Consider the following 15,769-nt stretch of genomic DNA (forward strand, 5'->3'; position numbering starts at 1 on the left):
CGGGGCGGGACCGGCGGCTTCTAGGCCTCGGCCGACTGCTGTTCCCGCGGCGGGCGGCCCACGATGTCGCGCAGGGCGTCCAGTTCGATGAAGTTGTCGGCCTGGCGGCGCAGGTCGTCGGCGATCATCGGCGGCTGGCTGCGGATGGTCGAGACAACCGAGACGCGCACCCCCTGGCGCTGCAAGGCCTCGATCAGGGGGCGGAAATCGCCGTCGCCGGAAAACAGCACCACATGGTCCAGCCGGGGGGCAAGCTGCATGGCGTCGATGGTCAGTTCGATGTCCATGTTGCCCTTGACCTTCCGGCGGCCCATCGTGTCGGTGTATTCCTTGGCGGGCTTCGTCACCACGCAATAGCCGTTGTAGTGCAGCCAATCGACCAGCGGGCGGATCGGGGAATAATCCTCGCCCTCCATCAGGGCGGTATAGTAGTAGGCGCGCATCAGCTTGCCGCGTCGGTCGAACTCCTGGCGCAGCAGCTTGTAGTCGATGTCAAAGCCCAGCGCCTTTGCCGAGGCGTAAAGATTGGCTCCGTCGATGAAGATCGCCAGGCGATCATCCTTGTAAAACATTATGGTTGCCTTCAATGGGACTGCTCGTCGGACAAGCACCCGCCGAGAACGAGGTCAGGGGTATCGGTCCATCCGCCCCCATTCATAGAACGAACCCGTACCCATGCAAAACTTGTCTTTCGGTATCATTGCCTTAGGCGCCAATCTGCCGTCGGGTGCGGGCGATCCCGTGCAGGCGCTGCGCAGGGCCATGGAAATCCTGCACGATCAGCCCGGCATTTCAATGGCCTCGGCCAGCCGCATCTGGCGCACGCCGGCCTTCCCGCCGGGGTCGGGGCCGGACTATGCCAACGCCGCGGCGGTGATTCGCACCACCCTGGCGGGGCCCGGCCTGCTGGCCCGCCTGCACGGGATCGAGGCGGATTTCGGCCGCGACCGCCGCGCCGGGCGCTGGTCCGCGCGGGTGCTGGATCTGGACCTGATCGCGCTGGACGGCCTGATTCTGCCCGACCCGGACACGCTGCGCCGCTGGATCGCCCTGCCGCCCGACCGCCAGCGTGTCGAAACGCCCGGCGCGCTGATCCTGCCCCATCCCCGCTTGCAGGACCGCGGCTTCGTGCTGGCCCCCTTGGCGGAAATCGCGCCCGGCTGGCGTCACCCCTTGACCGGCAAGCCCGTGTCGCGGATGCTGGCGGAGCTTGGTCCCGACGGGTTGTCGGGGATGACGCCGCTTGCGCCCGGCAGCGGTGTGCGCCATGCTTGACAATTCCGCATCTGGCGTCCAGAACCTCGGTTTCGCCCCGGATATCCGATTCGCAACTGCACAGGTGAGTATATGGCCCGCGTAACGGTTGAAGACTGCGTTGACAAAGTCCCGAACCGCTTTGATCTGGTGATGCTGGCCTCGCATCGCGCACGGGAAATCGCCGCCGGCAGCCCGCCCACCGTGGACCGCGACAACGACAAGAACCCGGTCGTCGCCCTGCGCGAGATCGCCGAGGAAACGCAGCCCGTGGACGAGCTGCGCGAACGCATGATCGAATCGACCCAGACCCAGATCGAGGTCGACGAGCCCGAGGAAGACGCGATGGCCCTGCTGCTGGGCGCCGAGGTGGACCGTCCCAAGCCCGCCGACGAGGAATCCGAGGAGCGGATGCTGCGCATGATGCTGGAAGCCAACCAGCGTTGACGCCCTGAGGAACGAGGTCTTCGGCAGGACATGATCGACGTCGAAGACCTTCTTGCGCTGGTCCGCAACTACAACCCGCGCAGCAACGCCACCCTGATCCGCGACGCCTACGAATACGGGATGCGGATGCACGAGGGGCAGTTCCGCCATTCCGGCGAGCCTTATTTCACCCATCCGATCGCCGTTGCCGCCATTCTGACGGAAATGCGGCTGGACGACGCGACCATCGTGACCGCGCTTCTGCACGACACGGTCGAGGATACCCGCTCCACCAAGGATGACCTGGCCAAGACCTTCGGCCCCGAGATCGCCGAACTGGTCGATGGCGTGACCAAGCTGACCAACCTGGAACTGTCCTCGGCGCAGTCCAAGCAGGCCGAGAATTTCCGCAAGCTGTTCATGGCCATGTCGCGCGACCTGCGCGTGATCCTGGTCAAGCTGGCCGACCGGCTGCACAACATGCGCACCATCCGGTCGATGCGCCCCGAAAAGCAGGTCAAGAAGGCGCGCGAGACGATGGACATCTATGCGCCCCTAGCCGGCCGCATGGGCATGCAGTGGATGCGCGAGGAGCTGGAGGATCTGGCCTTCAAGGTCATCAATCCCGAAGCGCGCAATTCCATCATCCGCCGCTTTGTCAGCCTTCAGCGCGACGGGGGCGACATCATCGGCCAGATCACCGCCGACATCCGCGTCGAGATGGAAAAGGCGGGGGTCGAGGCCGATGTCTTCGGCCGCGCCAAGAAGCCCTTTTCGGTCTGGCGCAAGATGCAGGAAAAGCAGCTCGCGTTTTCGCGGCTGTCCGACATCTATGGCTTCCGCATCATCACCCGGTCGGAAATGGACTGCTATCGCGCGCTTGGCGTGATCCATCACCGCTGGCGGGCCGTGCCGGGGCGCTTCAAGGATTACATCAGCCAGCCCAAGTCGAACGGCTACCGGTCCATCCACACCACCGTGTCGGGCCGCGACGGCAAGCGGGTCGAGGTGCAGATCCGCACCCGGCAGATGCACGAGGTGGCCGAATCCGGGGTTGCGGCCCATTGGGCCTATCGCGACGGCACCCGCACCAAGAACCCCTTCGCGGTCGATCCCGCCGAATGGATCGACAGCCTGACCGACCGCTTCGAGGGCGAGGACCACAACGAGTTCCTGGAAGCCGTCAAGCTGGAAATGTATCAGGATCAGGTCTTCTGCTTCACGCCCAAGGGCGACGTGATCCAGTTGCCCAAGGGCGCCACGCCCATCGACTTCGCCTATGCGATCCACACCCGGCTGGGCAATTCCTGCGTCGGCGCCAAGGTGGACGGGATCCGCGTGCCCTTGTGGACGCGGCTGAAGAACGGCCAGTCGGTAGACATCATCGCCGCCTCGGGTCAGCGCCCGCAATCGACCTGGCTGGACATCGTGGTCACCGGCCGCGCCAAGGCCGCGATCCGGCGATCCCTGCGCGAGGAAGACCGCGACCGCTTCATCCGCCTGGGCCGCGAACTGGTCCGCGTCAGCTTCGAACATGTGGGCCGCAAGGTCACCGACAAGGCGCTGCGCACCGCCGCCAGGCAGATGGGCCTGGCCGATGGCGACGAGCTGCTGGCCCGGATCGGCAGCGCGGAAAACTCCGCCAAGGAGGTGCTGCAAGTCCTTTGGCCCGACCTGGCGGCCCACCAGGACGAGATCGACGGCGCCCGCCCCTTCGCGGGGGTCGAGGCCGATGCCGATTTCAAGCGCGCGCCGTGCTGCAACCCGCTGCCGGGCGAACGCATCGTCGGCATCACCTATCGCGGCAAGGGCGTGGTGATCCATGCCATCGACTGCCCGGTGCTTGCCGAATTCGAGGACAGCCCCGACCGCTGGGTCGATGTCCAGTGGCGCGCGGGCCGCCATCCGGCAGCCTATTCCACGCTGCTGAGCCTGACGATCCGCCACGACGCGGGCGTCTTGGGCCGCATTTGCAGCCTGATCGGCGCGCAAGGCGCCAATATCTCGAACCTTGAATTCATCGACCGCAAGCCCGATTTCTACCGCATCGAGATCGAGGTCGAGTTGCGCGATCAGGAACATCTGCACAATCTTTTGACCGCGCTGGAGGCGGAAAGCGACGTGGCCCAAGTTGCGCGCATCCGCGACATCGGCATGAAACCCTGATACGGGCCTGGGCATTCGGTCAGCGGGGGATTGCAACGGTGTTCAAGCGCAGCAAGCCGCGCACATACGGCCAGATGATCACCGAACTGGTTTATCCCCGAGGCGGCATCCGCCGGGGGACCACCTATCTGTGGCACCGCCTGCGCCGCCTGCCCGACCAGCCGCACCGGATCGCCCGCGGCATCGCGGCGGGGGTGTTTCTGTCATTTTCGCCGCTGCACGGCTTTCACTTCATTGTCGCCGCGCTTCTTTGCCTGGCGATCCGGGGCAACGTGCTGGCGGCGTTCGTGGGCACCTTCGCGGGCAATCCGCTGACGACGCCCTTTATCGCCCTTGGCGCGGTCGGACTGGGGCGGACGCTTCTGGGCCTGCCGGGCGACATGTCGCCTCAGCGGATCTTTCGTGAATTCGCCCATGCCACGTCCGAGACATGGCACAACATCATGTCCGCCATCGGACCCGGCCCGACCAGTTGGAGCGGCTTGTCCGAGTTCTGGCACGAGATCTTCCTGCCCTATGCCGTCGGCGGAGCGGTGCTGGGCGGGGTGGCCGCGGCCTTGTCCTATTACCTGACGATTCCCCTGGTGCGCCGCTATCACCGGCGCAAGTCGCAGGCGATGGCCAAGCGCATCGCGCGCGTGCAGGGCGCGGACCGGGACCGGCGTCCCTAGCGGCGTCTTGCGCCTGCCACATCCCCGCTGCACGGCTGTCACCTTGGCCGGTTAAGGGGTCGGTTCGTGTCGAAACGAGGGACCACCACCCATGCGCCTTGTTCTTGCCCTGCTGGCCTGCTCGGCCGCCGCCCCCGCCCTGTCCGAGGAGACGTTTCCCGCCACCCTGGCGGGCCACGCCATCCTGCCCGCCTTCACCATGGTGACGCCGCCCTCCGACGCGCCGCGCGACCTGTGGGTGTCGGGCAAGTTCACCGGCGCGCGGCGCAACGAAGATCCGATGACGGTCGAGGGCGACGTGGGCAAGGCTTACGGCGGCCACAAGACGGGCATCTCGCTGCCCTTCATCGGCCAGCCGGTGCAGGGCATGTCGGGTCTGGCGATGAACCGGGACAACGACGGCAGCTGGTTCGCCCTGACCGACAACGGCTTCGGCAGCAAGGCCAACAGTCCCGACGCGATGCTGTTCTTTCACCGCATCCAGCCCGATTTCGCCGGCGGCCGCGTGACGCGGCGGGAAACCGTGTTCCTGCGCGATCCCGACCGCAAGGTGCCCTTCCGCATCGCCAACGAGGGCACCGACGGCCGTTATCTGACCGGCGCCGACTTCGATCCCGAAAGCATCCAGTTCCTGAACGGCGAACTGTGGATCGGGGACGAGTTCGGCCCCTTCGTTCTGCGCGTCGCGCGAGACGGGCGGGTGTTGTCCGTCCACCGGACCATGCTGGACGGCAAGGCGCTGTCCGGGCCGGACACGCCCGGCGTCGTGGTTCCCGCGCAGCCCGGCGCGGATTTCCAGGTCCAGCGGTCCGGCGGCTATGAAGGCATGGCCCTTCAACCGGGAACGAACCTGCTTTGGGCCATGCTGGAAAAGCCCCTGCTGGGCGAGGGCGGCCGGCCCGAGGGCGATTTCCTGCGCGTGATGACCTTTGACACGAGGGCAGGCGGCTGGACCGGCGACAGCTTCCGCTTGCGCCTGTCCGAAGGCGCGACGGCCATCGGCGACTTCAACTTCATCGACGAGACCCGCGCCCTGGTGATCGAGCGCGACAACGGCGAAGGCGACGCCGCCCGCGCCTGCGCCGAGGGCGCGGCGGACCAGTCCGCCTGCTATCCGCAGCCCGCGCGGGTCAAGAACGTGGTGCTGGTCGATACCGCAGGCCTCGACGCCGAAGGCTTCATCCGCCGCATCGGCCATGTGGACCTGCTGGACATCGCCGATCCCGACGGCAAGGCGGCCCGGGGTCTTGCCACGAACGGCCGCTTCGCCTTTCCCTTTTTCACCATCGAGGACGTGGCCCGCGTGGACGGCACGCATATCCTGGTCGCCAACGACAACAACCTGCCCTTTTCCGGCGGGCGAGAGATCGGCCGGGCGGCGGACAACGAATTCATCCTGCTGTCGGTGCCCGAACTGCTGGCGGCGCGCTGACATGGCCCGCGGGGGACTTCACGTTCCCTGCGGGCCGCATGGCGGCAGGCGTTCGTCGCTGAACAGGCGCCACCGGACGTTTTTCCCGGCGCGCGCCGCCCTGCGGGAATGTTCGGGCGGATGAAAGGTCAGGTCCGGGCCTGCGCCAAGGCCTCCAGATAGGCCGCCGACCACCAGCCCACGTCGCGCTCCACCACGCAGCGCAGCAGGGCGGCGTGGCGGGCCTGGCGTTCCTCCAGCGGCATGTCGATGGCCTGCTGCATGGCCTGGGCCATTTCGCTGGGGTCATGGGGATTGATGATCAGCGCCTCGGGCATCTGTTCGGCGGCACCGGCGAAGCGGGACAAGATCAGCACGCCCGGATCGGACGGATCCTGGGCGGCGACGTATTCCTTGGCCACCAGGTTCATGCCATCGGCAAGCGGCGTGACCAGCCCGATCCGCGCCTGGCGGAACAGGCCCGCCAGCTCGTTGCGCGGGATCGGGCGGTGGATAAAGCGGATCGGGGTCCAGTTGACGGTCGCGAACTGGCCGTTGATGCGGCCCGCCAGATGTTCGGTTTCCTCGCGGATCTGCTGATAGGCATCGACCGATTCCCGCGTCGGCGGCGCGATCTGCAACAGCATCACCTGTTCGGTCAGGGAAGGATTGCCGTCCAGCAGCGCCTGAAAGGCCCGGAACCGCTGCGGAATGCCCTTGGAGTAATCCAGCCGGTCCACCCCGATCATGATCTGCGCGCCGGTCAGGCTGCGCATCCGGTCTTCCTCGCGGGCGCGCTCGGCCTCGGCGATGAAGGCCCGGGCGTCGATGCCGATGGGAAAGACGCCCGCCCGCATGTCGCGCCCGGCGATGCGGAAGCGGTCGTCGGACAGTTGCGCGAAATCCGACAGGCTGCGGGCGCTGGCGGCGAAGTTGTCCAGGTCGCGCTGCGCCTGGAAGCCCGCCAGGTCGTAATGGGACAGCCATTCGAACAGCTCGTCCGGGTTGGGCAGGGTCGCGCAATCGGTCGGCCCGGGAAAGGGAATATGCAGGAAATGCCCGATCGGGGCGGTCACGCCCAGCTTGCGCAGTTCCTGCGCCAGGGGGAACAGCTGATAATCCTGCACCCAGATCCGGTCGTCGGGCCTCAGATGCGGGACCAGCAGCCGGGCGATGCGTTCGTTCACCCGGCGATAACCTTCCAGGTATTCCGGCAGGATCCGCATCAGATCCGCGCGGCCATGGCAGACCGGCCACAGGACCGAATTGGAATAGCCCAGGTAGTATTCTTCGTGATCCTGCGGCGTCAGGTCGAAGGACGCCCGCCCAAAGGCCGCGCCTTCGTGAAACGCCAGGTCGTCGGCGGGATTCTCGACCGTTTCGCCGGAAAAGCCGACCCACAGCCCGCCCGAGCTTCGCAGCGCGTCCTCCAGCGCGACGACCAGCCCGCCCGAGGGATTGTCGCCCAGCGGAATGCGGTTCGACACGGCAACCAGGCGCGCCATCAGCGGGCCTCCGCCAGGGCATCGTCCAGCCAGCGCGCCAGCGCGGCGGGATCGTTCAGGCGATAACGGGCCACCGTCTCGCCCGCGCCGATCTTGATGCCGAAGCCGCCGCGGGACTGGGCATGCGCCATCGCGGCTTCGTCCGTCAGGTCGTCGCCCGCGTAAACGGGCACCCGCCCGGCAAACGGGGCCACGGCCATCAGCCGGTCCAGCGCGCCGTCCTTGCCGGTGCCCGACGGGCGCAGCTCGACCGCCATCTTGGCGGGTTGCAGGACCATGCCGGGATGGGCATCGGCCAGTTGCCGCATCACCTCCTCGACCACCGGGCGCAGCGACGGGTCGGCGCGGTAATGCAGCGCGACCCCGTGGGGCTTGGGTTCGACCAGGATCGCCGGGCTGCCCGACACGGCCTTGGCGGCGGCGCGGTGCAGGGCCTCCAGGTCCAGATCGACCGCATGCGTCGTTTCGATCAACTGCCCGTCCAGCGACAGTTCCGCCCCGTGGCTGCCCGCGATGGCGCCGGGGAAATCAGGCAGGAAGCCCCGCAGATCGGCGATGTCGCGGCCCGATACCAGCGCCACCGCGCCGCCCAGCCGGTCATGCAGCCGCGCCAGGCGCCGGGCCAGGCCGGGCGGGATCGCCACCGCGTCGGGACGCGGCGCGATATCGACCAAGCAGCCGTCGAAGTCCAGAAACAGGGCTGCGTCGGCAGGCAGATCGGGAAGGGACGGGTCGGGCGGCTGCATCGGCGCGCATTCTCCTTTGCAACGGATTCGCAACCCAACCCCCCAACCCCCCGATGGGTTCGCCACGGCGCGCGTTTTTCCGCCGCGTCAGGGTTGCTCCGCTTTGGCGCCCGCGCCATCGTCGCGCCAAAGCCGGAGGAATTCATGCTGCCGCCCATCCTGTCCGCCCTGCGCATTCCCGTTGTCGCCTCGCCCATGTTCATCGTTTCGGGGCCGGAACTGGTCATCGCGCAGTGCAAGGCGGGCATCGTCGGCAGCTTTCCGGCGCTGAACGCACGCGAGAAGGACGGCGAGCCCCCCCTGCTGGACGCCTGGCTGACCCGCATCGCCGAGGAGCTGGACCGCCACAACCAGGCCAATCCCGACCGTCCCGCCGCGCCCTTCGCCGTGAACCAGATCGTCCATCGCTCCAACGCCCGGCTGGAGCGCGACATCGAGATCTGCCACCGCCACCGCGTGCCGATCTGGATCACCAGCCTGGGCGCGCGGGCCGAGGTGAACCATGCCGCCCATGACTGCGGCGGCATCGCGCTCCATGACGTGATCAACGACGTGTTTGCCCGGAAGGCCATCGACAAGGGCGCGGACGGGCTGATCGCGGTGGCGGCGGGCGCGGGCGGCCATGCCGGGCCGCTGTCGCCCTTTGCGCTGGTTCAGGAAATCCGCGACTGGTTCGACGGGCCCCTGCTGCTGTCGGGCGCCATCGCCACGGGGCGCGCGGTGCTGGCGGCGCAGGCCATGGGCGCGGATCTGGCCTATGTCGGCAGCCCCTTCATCGCTACGGCCGAGGCCAACGCGCCGGAAGACTACAAGCGGATGATCGTGGACAGCGGGGCGATGGACATCGTCACCTCGTCGCTGTTCACGGGGGTGTCGGGAAATTATCTCGCGCCTTCGATCCGGGCGGCGGGGATGGACCCGGACAAGCTGGACAGCGCCGATCCCTCGTCCATGAATTTCGGCGGCAATGCGGCCAAGGCCAAGGCCTGGAGCCAGATCTGGGGGTCGGGCCAGGGCATCGGGGCGGTGCGCGACATCGTGCCTGCGGCCACCCGGATCGACCGGCTGGCCGCCGAATACGCGGCAGCCAGGGCGGCAATCTGCGGCTGACCTTTGCGAAACCGCCGCGGCCTTCCCATATGGGGTCGGACAAAGGACCAGCGGAGGACAAGCATGGCCTATGAAAAGACCGCCGACGCCCTGGCGCGGCTGACGCCCGAGCAGTATCGCGTCACCCAGGAAAACGGCACCGAACGCGCCTTCACCGGCGAATACGACCACCATTTCGAACCGGGCATCTACGTGGACGTGGTGTCGGGCGAGCCGCTGTTCGCCTCGTCGGCCAAATACAACTCGGGCTGCGGCTGGCCCGCCTTTACCAAGCCCATCGACGGCAACGTGACCGAACACCGCGACGTGTCCTACGGCATGGTCCGCACCGAGGTGCGGTCGAAGCACGGCGACAGCCATCTGGGCCATGTCTTTCCCGACGGCCCGCGCGAGGCGGGCGGGCTGCGCTACTGCATCAACTCGGCCGCGCTGCGCTTCGTGCCCCGCGACCAAATGGAGGCCGAGGGTTACGGTCAATACCTGAACCAGGTCGAGGAGACGGCACGATGAGCGAACGCGCGGTTCTTGCGGGCGGCTGCTTCTGGGGCATGCAGGATCTGATCCGCCGCCTGCCCGGCGTGATTTCCACGCGGGTGGGCTATACCGGGGGCGAGGTCGCGAATGCCACCTACCGCAACCACGGCAACCACGCCGAGGCGATCGAGGTGATCTTCGACCCCTCCATCCTCAGCTATCGCAAGCTGTTGGAGGTGTTCTTCCAGATCCACGATCCCACCACGCCGAACCGGCAAGGCAACGACATCGGGCCCAGCTACCGGTCGGCCATCTATCACGTCAACGACGAGCAAAAGCGCGTGGCCACCCAGACCATCGCCGACGTGGACGCATCCGGCCTGTGGCCGGGGCGCGTGGTGACCGAAGTCGAACCGGTCGGCGATTTCTGGGAAGCCGAGCCGGAGCACCAGGACTATCTGGAACGCTTCCCCAACGGCTATACGTGCCATTTCCCGCGCCCGAACTGGGTGCTGCCCAAAAAGCGCGCGACGGTGTAAGGCCTCAGGCCCGGCCCGACGCGGCGGACAGCAGCGACGGGTCGATGCCCTGAGCGCGCAGGGCGCTTTGCCATTTGTCGTGATGGGCCGCACCGAAGATCAGATCCTCGGCGCCGTCGCCCGTCAGCCAGCCGTTCTGCATCATCTCGGCCTCGAGCTGGCCCGGCCCCCAGCCGGCATAGCCGAGCGCCAGAACGGCGGATGCCGGACCGTGGCCATGGGCCAGGTCCTCCAGGATGTCGCGGGTCGTGGTCATGGCCAGCGTCCGGCCGATGCGCAGCCGGCCTTCCGGGTCGTCGCCATGTTCGGGAACGTTGTGCAGAACAAAGCCGCGCCCGGGTTCCACGGGGCCGCCAAAGCGCACCTCGATCCGCCGGGCCGAGCCATCGGTGGGGATGCCAAGCTGTTCCAGCAGGTCGCCGAAGTCGATTTCCGGCAGGGGGCGGTTCAGCACCAGACCCATGGCGCCCTCGTCCGTATGGGCGCAGATCAGGACCACCGAGCGTTCAAAGCGCGGATCGGCCATGCCCGGCATGGCGATCAGAACCTTGCCGGTCAGGTTGGTCTGCCCGCCCTCGTCGGAAAGACGGCGTTCGGGACTGCGGCCGCGCGGTTCGGGGATGCTGTTCATCGGGTCTCCTTTCCGTGTTAGATCGGACCTTGGGCGCGTTGTTGCAAGTGCCGCGCGGCATTGTGACTTCATCCCGCCGCCGACAGCCGCTAGCCATGACCCATGATCCGCATCGTTCTTTCCCTTGCCTGTCTTGGCCTGTCGGCCCTGCCCCTGGCCGCCGAAGGCCCGCCGGGCCTCGTGGCCGCCCGCATCCTGCCCGGCTGGACCCAGCCAGACGGAAGCCGCGTGGCCGCCATCGAGTTCCAGTTGCAGCCCGGATGGAAAACCTATTGGCGCAGCCCGGGCGACAGCGGCTTGCCGCCGGTCTTCGACTGGTCGGGGTCGGCCAATCTGGGCGATGTGGCGCTGCACTGGCCCGCGCCGCAGGCCGTCTCGTCGGGCGACGGCCTGGCGCTTGGCTATCACGACCGGCTGGTGCTGCCCTTCACGGCCAGCCCCGCCGATCCCGGCCGGCCGGTCGATCTGGCCGTGGCGGTGGATTTCGGCCTGTGCAAGAACATCTGCGTTCCCGCCCATGTCGCGCTGCGGGCGGATGCGGCGGGCGCCGCGCCCGACCCCGCGATCCTGTCCGCCCTGGACCGGGTGCCCGATCCCGCCCCCGACCGCCCCGATTGCGATCTCCGGCCGATCGCGGACGGAATGCGCGTCACCGCCACCCTGCCCCGTTCCGTCACCCTGGCCGCCATTGAGCTGGCGGACGGCGATGCCTGGGTGTCGAGCACCCGCCTGGACGCAAAGCCCGGCGGGTCGGTCCTGACCGCCGATATCGTCCCCCCCGAGGCCGCGCCCTTCGATCTGCGCCCCGACCGGCTGGTCTTCACCGTGATCGGCGAGGGCGGCGCGGTCGAGATGCGGGGCTGCGCCGGATAGGCGCGTGTTCGCACGCACCTTGCCGTTCTTGCGGTCCGTCAGCGCCCGCCCTGTCCTTCCAGCCGCGCCGACAGCGACAGCAGATCGGCCCAGGCTTCGCGCTTGGCCGGAGGGTTGCGCAGCAGATAGGCGGGGTGCGTCATCGGCAGGGCGGGACGATCAAAGGCGGTGGTCCAGTTCCCCCGCAGCCTCAGGATGCCGCGCCGGCCCAGTCCCGCGTCGCAGGCGATGTTGCCCATCAGCACCACCAGGTCGGGCGCGGCCAGTTCGATGTGGCGGCGCACGAAGGGCAGGCTCATCGCGATCTCGTCGGGCTGCGGGTCGCGGTTTCCGGGCGGCCGCCAGGTCAGGACGTTGGTGATATACAGCGCCTTTTCCGCATCGACCGCCCGGCGCGACAGGCCGATGGCGTCGAACATTCGGTCCAGCAGCAGCCCCGCGCGGCCCACGAAGGGGCGGCCCTGGCGGTCTTCCTCGTCCCCCGGGGCCTCGCCCAGGATCAGCAGGCGGGCCGCCGGGTTGCCGTCGGCGAAGCAGAAATTCCGCGCGCCCTTTTTCAGCTCGATCCCGTCAAAGGACTCCTGCGCGGCGGCCAGCGCGTCCAGCGTGTCGGCCCCGGCCGCAAGGGCTTCGGCCTGGGCCACGCGGGCGGGCAGGTCGTCGCCTTCCGGCTCCAGGCGCAGGACGGCGGCAGCGGCGGTGGCGGCGGCGGGCGGCGGGGAAACATCCGGCCGCGCCGCCAGGTCGAAGCGGTCCACGGGGGCGTCCCCCACGGGTTCGTCCACGCCCATCTCGGCCTGCCATTCCAGCAGGGCCAGGGCGGTTTCCGCGTCAAGCGCGATGCCGTGCCAGTTCAGGGGATCCACGCGCTAATCCACCACCAGCATGTAGCCCGTGCCGCGCACGGTTTGCAGGAACCGCGGCTCCCTCGGGTCGGGTTCGATCTTGCGGCGCAGCCGGGTGATCTGCACGTCGATGGCCCGTTCGCTGTTCTCGGGCTCGTCTCCCGCGCCGCCCCGGCCCAGATCCTCGATCAGGTCGGCGCGGCTGACCGGCTCGCCCCGGCTGGCGGCCAGACGGCGCAGCAGCGCCTGTTCGGTGCCGGTCAGGCGCAGGTGATTCTCTCCCTGCCACAATTCGCCCTTGTCGATGTCGTAGCGCAGCGGGCCAAGCGTCAGGAACTTGGGCTGATGCATCTCGGGCGCGGGGATGCGGCGCAGGATCGCATTGATGCGCAGCAGCAGTTCGCGCGGCTCGAAGGGCTTGGGCAGGTAATCGTCGGCCCCGACCTCCAGCCCGGTGATGCGGTCTTCGGTGTCGCCGCGCGCCGTCAGCAGCAGGATCGGCGTCGCCAGGGTTTCGCGCAAGGACCGGGTCAGCGCGAAGCCATCCTCGCCCGGCATCATCACGTCCAGCACGATCAGGTCGAATTCCAGCCCCGCCAGCAGGCGGCGGGCCTGCGCGGCGTCGCGGGCCTGCGTCACCAGAAAGCCGTTCTTGCGCAAAAACCGGCCCAAAAGCGCGCGGATGCGTTCGTCGTCGTCGACGATCAGCAGATGGGCGTCAGTCTGGCTCATGGCGGGCCTTTATTCGGGCAGATCCTTCATGGACTGATACTGCGCCCGCGTCTCGGGGTCCATCATCGCCTCCAGCACCTGACGAAAGCCCGCCACCGCCTGCGGCCCCGCCGCGCGGTAAGCCTGGCGCATCCGCGCCCGCTGCGCCTCGGACAGGCGGCGTTCCAGGGCGGCGCCCTTGTCGGTCAGGAACAGCAGCCGTTCGCGCCGGTCGCGGCGGCCCACGCGGCTTTCAACCAGCCCGTCCTCGATCAGCGTGCGCAGCACCCGGTTCAGCGACTGCTTGGTCACGCCCAGCACCGCCAGCAAGGACGTGACCGTCAGCCCCGGATCGCGGTGGATGAAATGCAGCGCCCGGTGATGGGCGCGGCCGTAATCCAAGTCGGCCAGGATCAGGTCGGGATCGGCGGTGAAGGCGCGATAGGCAAAGAACATCGCCTCGATCCCGCGACGCAGCTTCTCGTCGGTCAGGAACAGCAGATCCTCGCCCATCATGCTGTGAACGCGCAGCGTCTCGGCCATCATGTCACCCTTTGTCCAATCGCCTCCCTGATAGGGCAGCGATGTTGACTTTCCAAGATTCGATTGCTAGCCGTCAAGGGCTTCGCGCAACAAACGGGCCGGCACCGGGCAGGCCCGCGCAAGAAACGAAAAGCCCGGTCCTGAATTGGAGAGAACGATGACGGGCGCATATGACGATCGCGACGGCAAGATCTGGATGGATGGCGAACTGGTCGACTGGCGCGACGCGAACGTGCATATCCTGACCCATGCCCTGCATTACGCCAGTTCGGTCTTCGAAGGCGAGCGGTGCTATGACGGCAAGATCTTCAAGGGTCACGAGCATTCGCTGCGGCTGATCGAATCGGCCCGGCTGCTGGACATGGACTCGCCCTATGCCGCCGCCGAGATCGACGCCGCGAAGGACGCCGTGCTGAAGGCCAACGGCTTCACCAACGCCTATGTCCGGGCGGTGATGTGGCGCGGGTCGGGCCCCGACATGGGCGTGTCGGCGGCGCGCAACCCGGTGCGCATGGCGGTGGCCTGCTGGGAATGGGGCAGCTATTACGGCGACGCCAAATGGCAGGGCGCGAAACTGGACGTGGCCAAGTGGAAGCGTCCCTCGCCCGAAACGATCCCGACCGCCGCGAAGGCCGCAGGTCTTTACATGATCTGCACCATGTCCAAGCACGCGGCCGAGGCCAAGGGCTGCTCGGACGCGCTGTTCATGGACTGGGAAGGCTTTGTGGCCGAGGCGACCGGCGCCAACATCTTCTTCATCAAGGACGGCGAGGTCCACACCCCGCTGGCCGACCGCTTCCTGAACGGCATCACGCGCCAAACGATCATCCAGATGCTGAAGGACAACGGCACCGCCGTCCACGAACGCCGCATCAAGCCCGAGGAGCTGGCGGATTTCCAGGAATGCTTCCTGACCGGAACGGCCGCCGAGGTGACGCCGGTCGGCCAGATCGGCGACTGGCATTTCCAGGTGGGTCCGACGACCCGCAAGGTGGCCGAGGATTACGAGCGGCTGGTGCGGGCCTGAGGAAACGGGAGGCTGCCCCGACGGGGCGCCCCTTGCCTCACGCGGTTCCAGGGTGCGTGCAGGCACGCATCCTGCTGGCCGGGGGCGGGGGCGTTCACGGCGAACCTGTCCCAGGCGGCAGAGGCGGCCGGAAGCACGCCCGGCAACAAAAAAAACCGCCGCCCTTGTCGGACCCGAGGCCAGGACCGACGCGCGCGGCATGGGTTTTGGATCAGTGCCGCCGGTTCTGGCCGCGGGGGCCGACGCTTAAGCCTGCCCGGGCGGAACGGACTATCCGCCCGATGTCCAAGCCGCTGGTCCGAACGGGCCGAACACGCCGGTCGCGGCGCCCTTGCAGCACTTGCCGCAGGAACTCGCGCCGGCCCGGCGGCAAAGCTTCGTTTTCGGCATCGGGACGCCAGCGCATGTGGTGGTCGCGCGATTCATGGCAGCGGTTGCCGCCTGGAAGGGGGCACGGCACGGCCAGGACCGCGCCGGAATGGCCCGGGCCGCGTTCCGGTCCTGGAAGCGGCGCTTGTTCCGGCGGATGGTCGTCCCGCCCCTGTCGAAAGGCCGCCCTTTCCCGGACGGCCCCAGGTTCTGCCTAACCTTGGAACTCTCAACTCATCTGCCCGCGCTCGATGCGCGCATACTCCATGACCCTGCGGTTCTCCTCGCTCCGCATCTGCGGGCGCGACCGCAAGGCCTCGATGGCGGGATGCGTGCCCGATTCCCGCTCGTGGCGGGTGAACTCGCGCAGGCGGGTGGTTCCCTTGTCTTGGGGCTTGTCGCTGATCTTCTTGGTCATCTTGGGCCTCCTTCAACAGGTGGAGGCCCTATATAGGGCCGAATCGGCCC

Annotated in this window: 18 protein-coding genes; 10 read left to right on the forward strand and 8 right to left on the reverse strand. The window is 67.9% G+C overall.

The annotated features are described in order from the left end of the window. Positions 1-20: 20 nt before the first annotated feature. Positions 21-572 carry a LabA-like NYN domain-containing protein gene (locus ACFOM8_RS03405; protein ID WP_377759329.1) on the reverse strand — a complete coding sequence of 184 codons (552 nt, stop codon included), beginning with the start codon at positions 570-572 and terminating at the stop codon, positions 21-23. A gap of 103 nt (positions 573-675) precedes the next feature. Here ACFOM8_RS03405 and folK point away from each other — a divergent pair, with 103 nt between their 5' ends. The 5 genes from folK to ACFOM8_RS03430 all read left to right on the forward strand — a co-directional run bounded on the left by folK (position 676) and on the right by ACFOM8_RS03430 (position 5,949). Continuing rightward, a complete protein-coding gene (gene folK / locus ACFOM8_RS03410) occupies positions 676-1,275 on the forward strand; it encodes a 2-amino-4-hydroxy-6-hydroxymethyldihydropteridine diphosphokinase (protein WP_377759331.1) in 600 nt (199 codons plus the stop codon). Positions 1,276-1,347: 72 nt separating this feature from the next. After that, entirely contained in the window at positions 1,348-1,701 is a 354-nt protein-coding gene (gene rpoZ / locus ACFOM8_RS03415) for a DNA-directed RNA polymerase subunit omega (protein WP_377759332.1), read from the forward strand. A 30-nt stretch (positions 1,702-1,731) separates the two neighbouring features. After that, a complete protein-coding gene (locus ACFOM8_RS03420; RefSeq protein WP_377759333.1) occupies positions 1,732-3,846 on the forward strand; it encodes a RelA/SpoT family protein in 2,115 nt (704 codons plus the stop codon). A gap of 38 nt (positions 3,847-3,884) precedes the next feature. Beyond that, positions 3,885-4,517, forward strand: a complete 633-nt coding sequence (locus tag ACFOM8_RS03425) for a DUF2062 domain-containing protein (protein ID WP_377759335.1) — start codon at positions 3,885-3,887, stop codon at positions 4,515-4,517. A gap of 91 nt (positions 4,518-4,608) precedes the next feature. Further along, complete coding sequence (locus tag ACFOM8_RS03430) at positions 4,609-5,949, forward strand: esterase-like activity of phytase family protein (protein ID WP_377759337.1); 1,341 nt, start codon at positions 4,609-4,611, stop codon at positions 5,947-5,949. A 128-nt stretch (positions 5,950-6,077) separates the two neighbouring features. On the opposite strand, the gene ACFOM8_RS03435 is transcribed toward ACFOM8_RS03430, so the two are convergent. Both ACFOM8_RS03435 and otsB read right to left on the reverse strand, forming a co-directional pair. Continuing rightward, entirely contained in the window at positions 6,078-7,433 is a 1,356-nt protein-coding gene (locus ACFOM8_RS03435) for an alpha,alpha-trehalose-phosphate synthase (UDP-forming) (protein ID WP_377759339.1), read from the reverse strand. Beyond that, the gene (gene otsB / locus ACFOM8_RS03440) at positions 7,433-8,179 is read right to left on the reverse strand and encodes a trehalose-phosphatase (RefSeq protein ID WP_377759340.1); all 747 of its coding nucleotides are present in this window, start codon (positions 8,177-8,179) and stop codon (positions 7,433-7,435) included. Before otsB ends, ACFOM8_RS03435 begins: the two co-directional genes overlap by 1 nt. Positions 8,180-8,323: 144 nt before the next feature. Here otsB and ACFOM8_RS03445 point away from each other — a divergent pair, with 144 nt between their 5' ends. From ACFOM8_RS03445 to msrA, 3 genes are all read left to right on the forward strand, one after another. Then, entirely contained in the window at positions 8,324-9,289 is a 966-nt protein-coding gene (locus tag ACFOM8_RS03445) for an NAD(P)H-dependent flavin oxidoreductase (RefSeq protein ID WP_377759341.1), read from the forward strand. A 63-nt stretch (positions 9,290-9,352) separates the two neighbouring features. After that, positions 9,353-9,799, forward strand: coding sequence for a peptide-methionine (R)-S-oxide reductase MsrB (gene msrB, locus ACFOM8_RS03450; RefSeq protein ID WP_377759343.1), 447 nt, complete (start codon positions 9,353-9,355; stop codon positions 9,797-9,799). Beyond that, positions 9,796-10,302, forward strand: coding sequence for a peptide-methionine (S)-S-oxide reductase MsrA (gene msrA / locus ACFOM8_RS03455; RefSeq protein WP_377759345.1), 507 nt, complete (start codon positions 9,796-9,798; stop codon positions 10,300-10,302). Before msrB ends, msrA begins: the two co-directional genes overlap by 4 nt. A 4-nt stretch (positions 10,303-10,306) precedes the next feature. Here msrA and ACFOM8_RS03460 read toward each other — a convergent pair whose 3' ends face one another. Continuing rightward, on the reverse strand, positions 10,307-10,837 hold the full coding sequence (locus ACFOM8_RS03460; RefSeq protein ID WP_377760052.1) for a YqgE/AlgH family protein: 531 nt from the start codon (positions 10,835-10,837) through the stop codon (positions 10,307-10,309). 198 nt (positions 10,838-11,035) lie between these two features. On the opposite strand from ACFOM8_RS03460, the gene ACFOM8_RS03465 reads away from it, so the two are divergent. Next, positions 11,036-11,806, forward strand: coding sequence for a protein-disulfide reductase DsbD domain-containing protein (locus ACFOM8_RS03465; protein ID WP_377759347.1), 771 nt, complete (start codon positions 11,036-11,038; stop codon positions 11,804-11,806). Positions 11,807-11,844: 38 nt separating this feature from the next. Here the strand turns inward: ACFOM8_RS03465 and ACFOM8_RS03470 are convergent, their stop codons facing one another. The 3 genes from ACFOM8_RS03470 to ACFOM8_RS03480 form a co-directional block, all read right to left on the reverse strand. Next, positions 11,845-12,597 carry a uracil-DNA glycosylase gene (locus tag ACFOM8_RS03470; RefSeq protein WP_377760054.1) on the reverse strand — a complete coding sequence of 251 codons (753 nt, stop codon included), beginning with the start codon at positions 12,595-12,597 and terminating at the stop codon, positions 11,845-11,847. 78 nt (positions 12,598-12,675) lie between these two features. Further along, on the reverse strand, positions 12,676-13,383 hold the full coding sequence (locus tag ACFOM8_RS03475; protein ID WP_377759349.1) for a response regulator: 708 nt from the start codon (positions 13,381-13,383) through the stop codon (positions 12,676-12,678). 9 nt (positions 13,384-13,392) lie between these two features. Beyond that, the gene (locus tag ACFOM8_RS03480) at positions 13,393-13,905 is read right to left on the reverse strand and encodes a MarR family winged helix-turn-helix transcriptional regulator (RefSeq protein WP_377760056.1); all 513 of its coding nucleotides are present in this window, start codon (positions 13,903-13,905) and stop codon (positions 13,393-13,395) included. A gap of 157 nt (positions 13,906-14,062) precedes the next feature. Between ACFOM8_RS03480 and ACFOM8_RS03485 the strand changes: the two genes are divergently transcribed. Next, positions 14,063-14,932 carry a branched-chain amino acid aminotransferase gene (locus ACFOM8_RS03485; RefSeq protein WP_377759351.1) on the forward strand — a complete coding sequence of 290 codons (870 nt, stop codon included), beginning with the start codon at positions 14,063-14,065 and terminating at the stop codon, positions 14,930-14,932. A gap of 598 nt (positions 14,933-15,530) precedes the next feature. Here the strand turns inward: ACFOM8_RS03485 and ACFOM8_RS03490 are convergent. Continuing rightward, positions 15,531-15,719 carry a hypothetical protein gene (locus ACFOM8_RS03490; protein ID WP_377759353.1) on the reverse strand — a complete coding sequence of 63 codons (189 nt, stop codon included), beginning with the start codon at positions 15,717-15,719 and terminating at the stop codon, positions 15,531-15,533. Positions 15,720-15,769: the final 50 nt, after the last annotated feature.

The organism is Paracoccus angustae, assembly GCF_042648745.1.
Classification (GTDB): domain Bacteria; phylum Pseudomonadota; class Alphaproteobacteria; order Rhodobacterales; family Rhodobacteraceae; genus Paracoccus; species Paracoccus angustae.

Coding starts and splice junctions, on each gene's coding strand:
- ACFOM8_RS03405 (WP_377759329.1), bottom strand. CDS start 572: ATGTTTTACAAGGATGATCGCCTGGCGATCTTCATCGACGGAGCCAAT.
- folK (WP_377759331.1), top strand. CDS start 676: ATGCAAAACTTGTCTTTCGGTATCATTGCCTTAGGCGCCAATCTGCCG.
- rpoZ (WP_377759332.1), top strand. CDS start 1,348: ATGGCCCGCGTAACGGTTGAAGACTGCGTTGACAAAGTCCCGAACCGC.
- ACFOM8_RS03420 (WP_377759333.1), top strand. CDS start 1,732: ATGATCGACGTCGAAGACCTTCTTGCGCTGGTCCGCAACTACAACCCG.
- ACFOM8_RS03430 (WP_377759337.1), top strand. CDS start 4,609: ATGCGCCTTGTTCTTGCCCTGCTGGCCTGCTCGGCCGCCGCCCCCGCC.
- ACFOM8_RS03435 (WP_377759339.1), bottom strand. CDS start 7,433: ATGGCGCGCCTGGTTGCCGTGTCGAACCGCATTCCGCTGGGCGACAAT.
- otsB (WP_377759340.1), bottom strand. CDS start 8,179: ATGCAGCCGCCCGACCCGTCCCTTCCCGATCTGCCTGCCGACGCAGCC.
- ACFOM8_RS03445 (WP_377759341.1), top strand. CDS start 8,324: ATGCTGCCGCCCATCCTGTCCGCCCTGCGCATTCCCGTTGTCGCCTCG.
- msrB (WP_377759343.1), top strand. CDS start 9,353: ATGGCCTATGAAAAGACCGCCGACGCCCTGGCGCGGCTGACGCCCGAG.
- msrA (WP_377759345.1), top strand. CDS start 9,796: ATGAGCGAACGCGCGGTTCTTGCGGGCGGCTGCTTCTGGGGCATGCAG.
- ACFOM8_RS03460 (WP_377760052.1), bottom strand. CDS start 10,837: ATGCCGGGCATGGCCGATCCGCGCTTTGAACGCTCGGTGGTCCTGATC.
- ACFOM8_RS03465 (WP_377759347.1), top strand. CDS start 11,036: ATGATCCGCATCGTTCTTTCCCTTGCCTGTCTTGGCCTGTCGGCCCTG.
- ACFOM8_RS03470 (WP_377760054.1), bottom strand. CDS start 12,597: ATGGGCGTGGACGAACCCGTGGGGGACGCCCCCGTGGACCGCTTCGAC.
- ACFOM8_RS03475 (WP_377759349.1), bottom strand. CDS start 13,383: ATGAGCCAGACTGACGCCCATCTGCTGATCGTCGACGACGACGAACGC.
- ACFOM8_RS03480 (WP_377760056.1), bottom strand. CDS start 13,905: ATGGCCGAGACGCTGCGCGTTCACAGCATGATGGGCGAGGATCTGCTG.
- ACFOM8_RS03485 (WP_377759351.1), top strand. CDS start 14,063: ATGACGGGCGCATATGACGATCGCGACGGCAAGATCTGGATGGATGGC.
- ACFOM8_RS03490 (WP_377759353.1), bottom strand. CDS start 15,719: ATGACCAAGAAGATCAGCGACAAGCCCCAAGACAAGGGAACCACCCGC.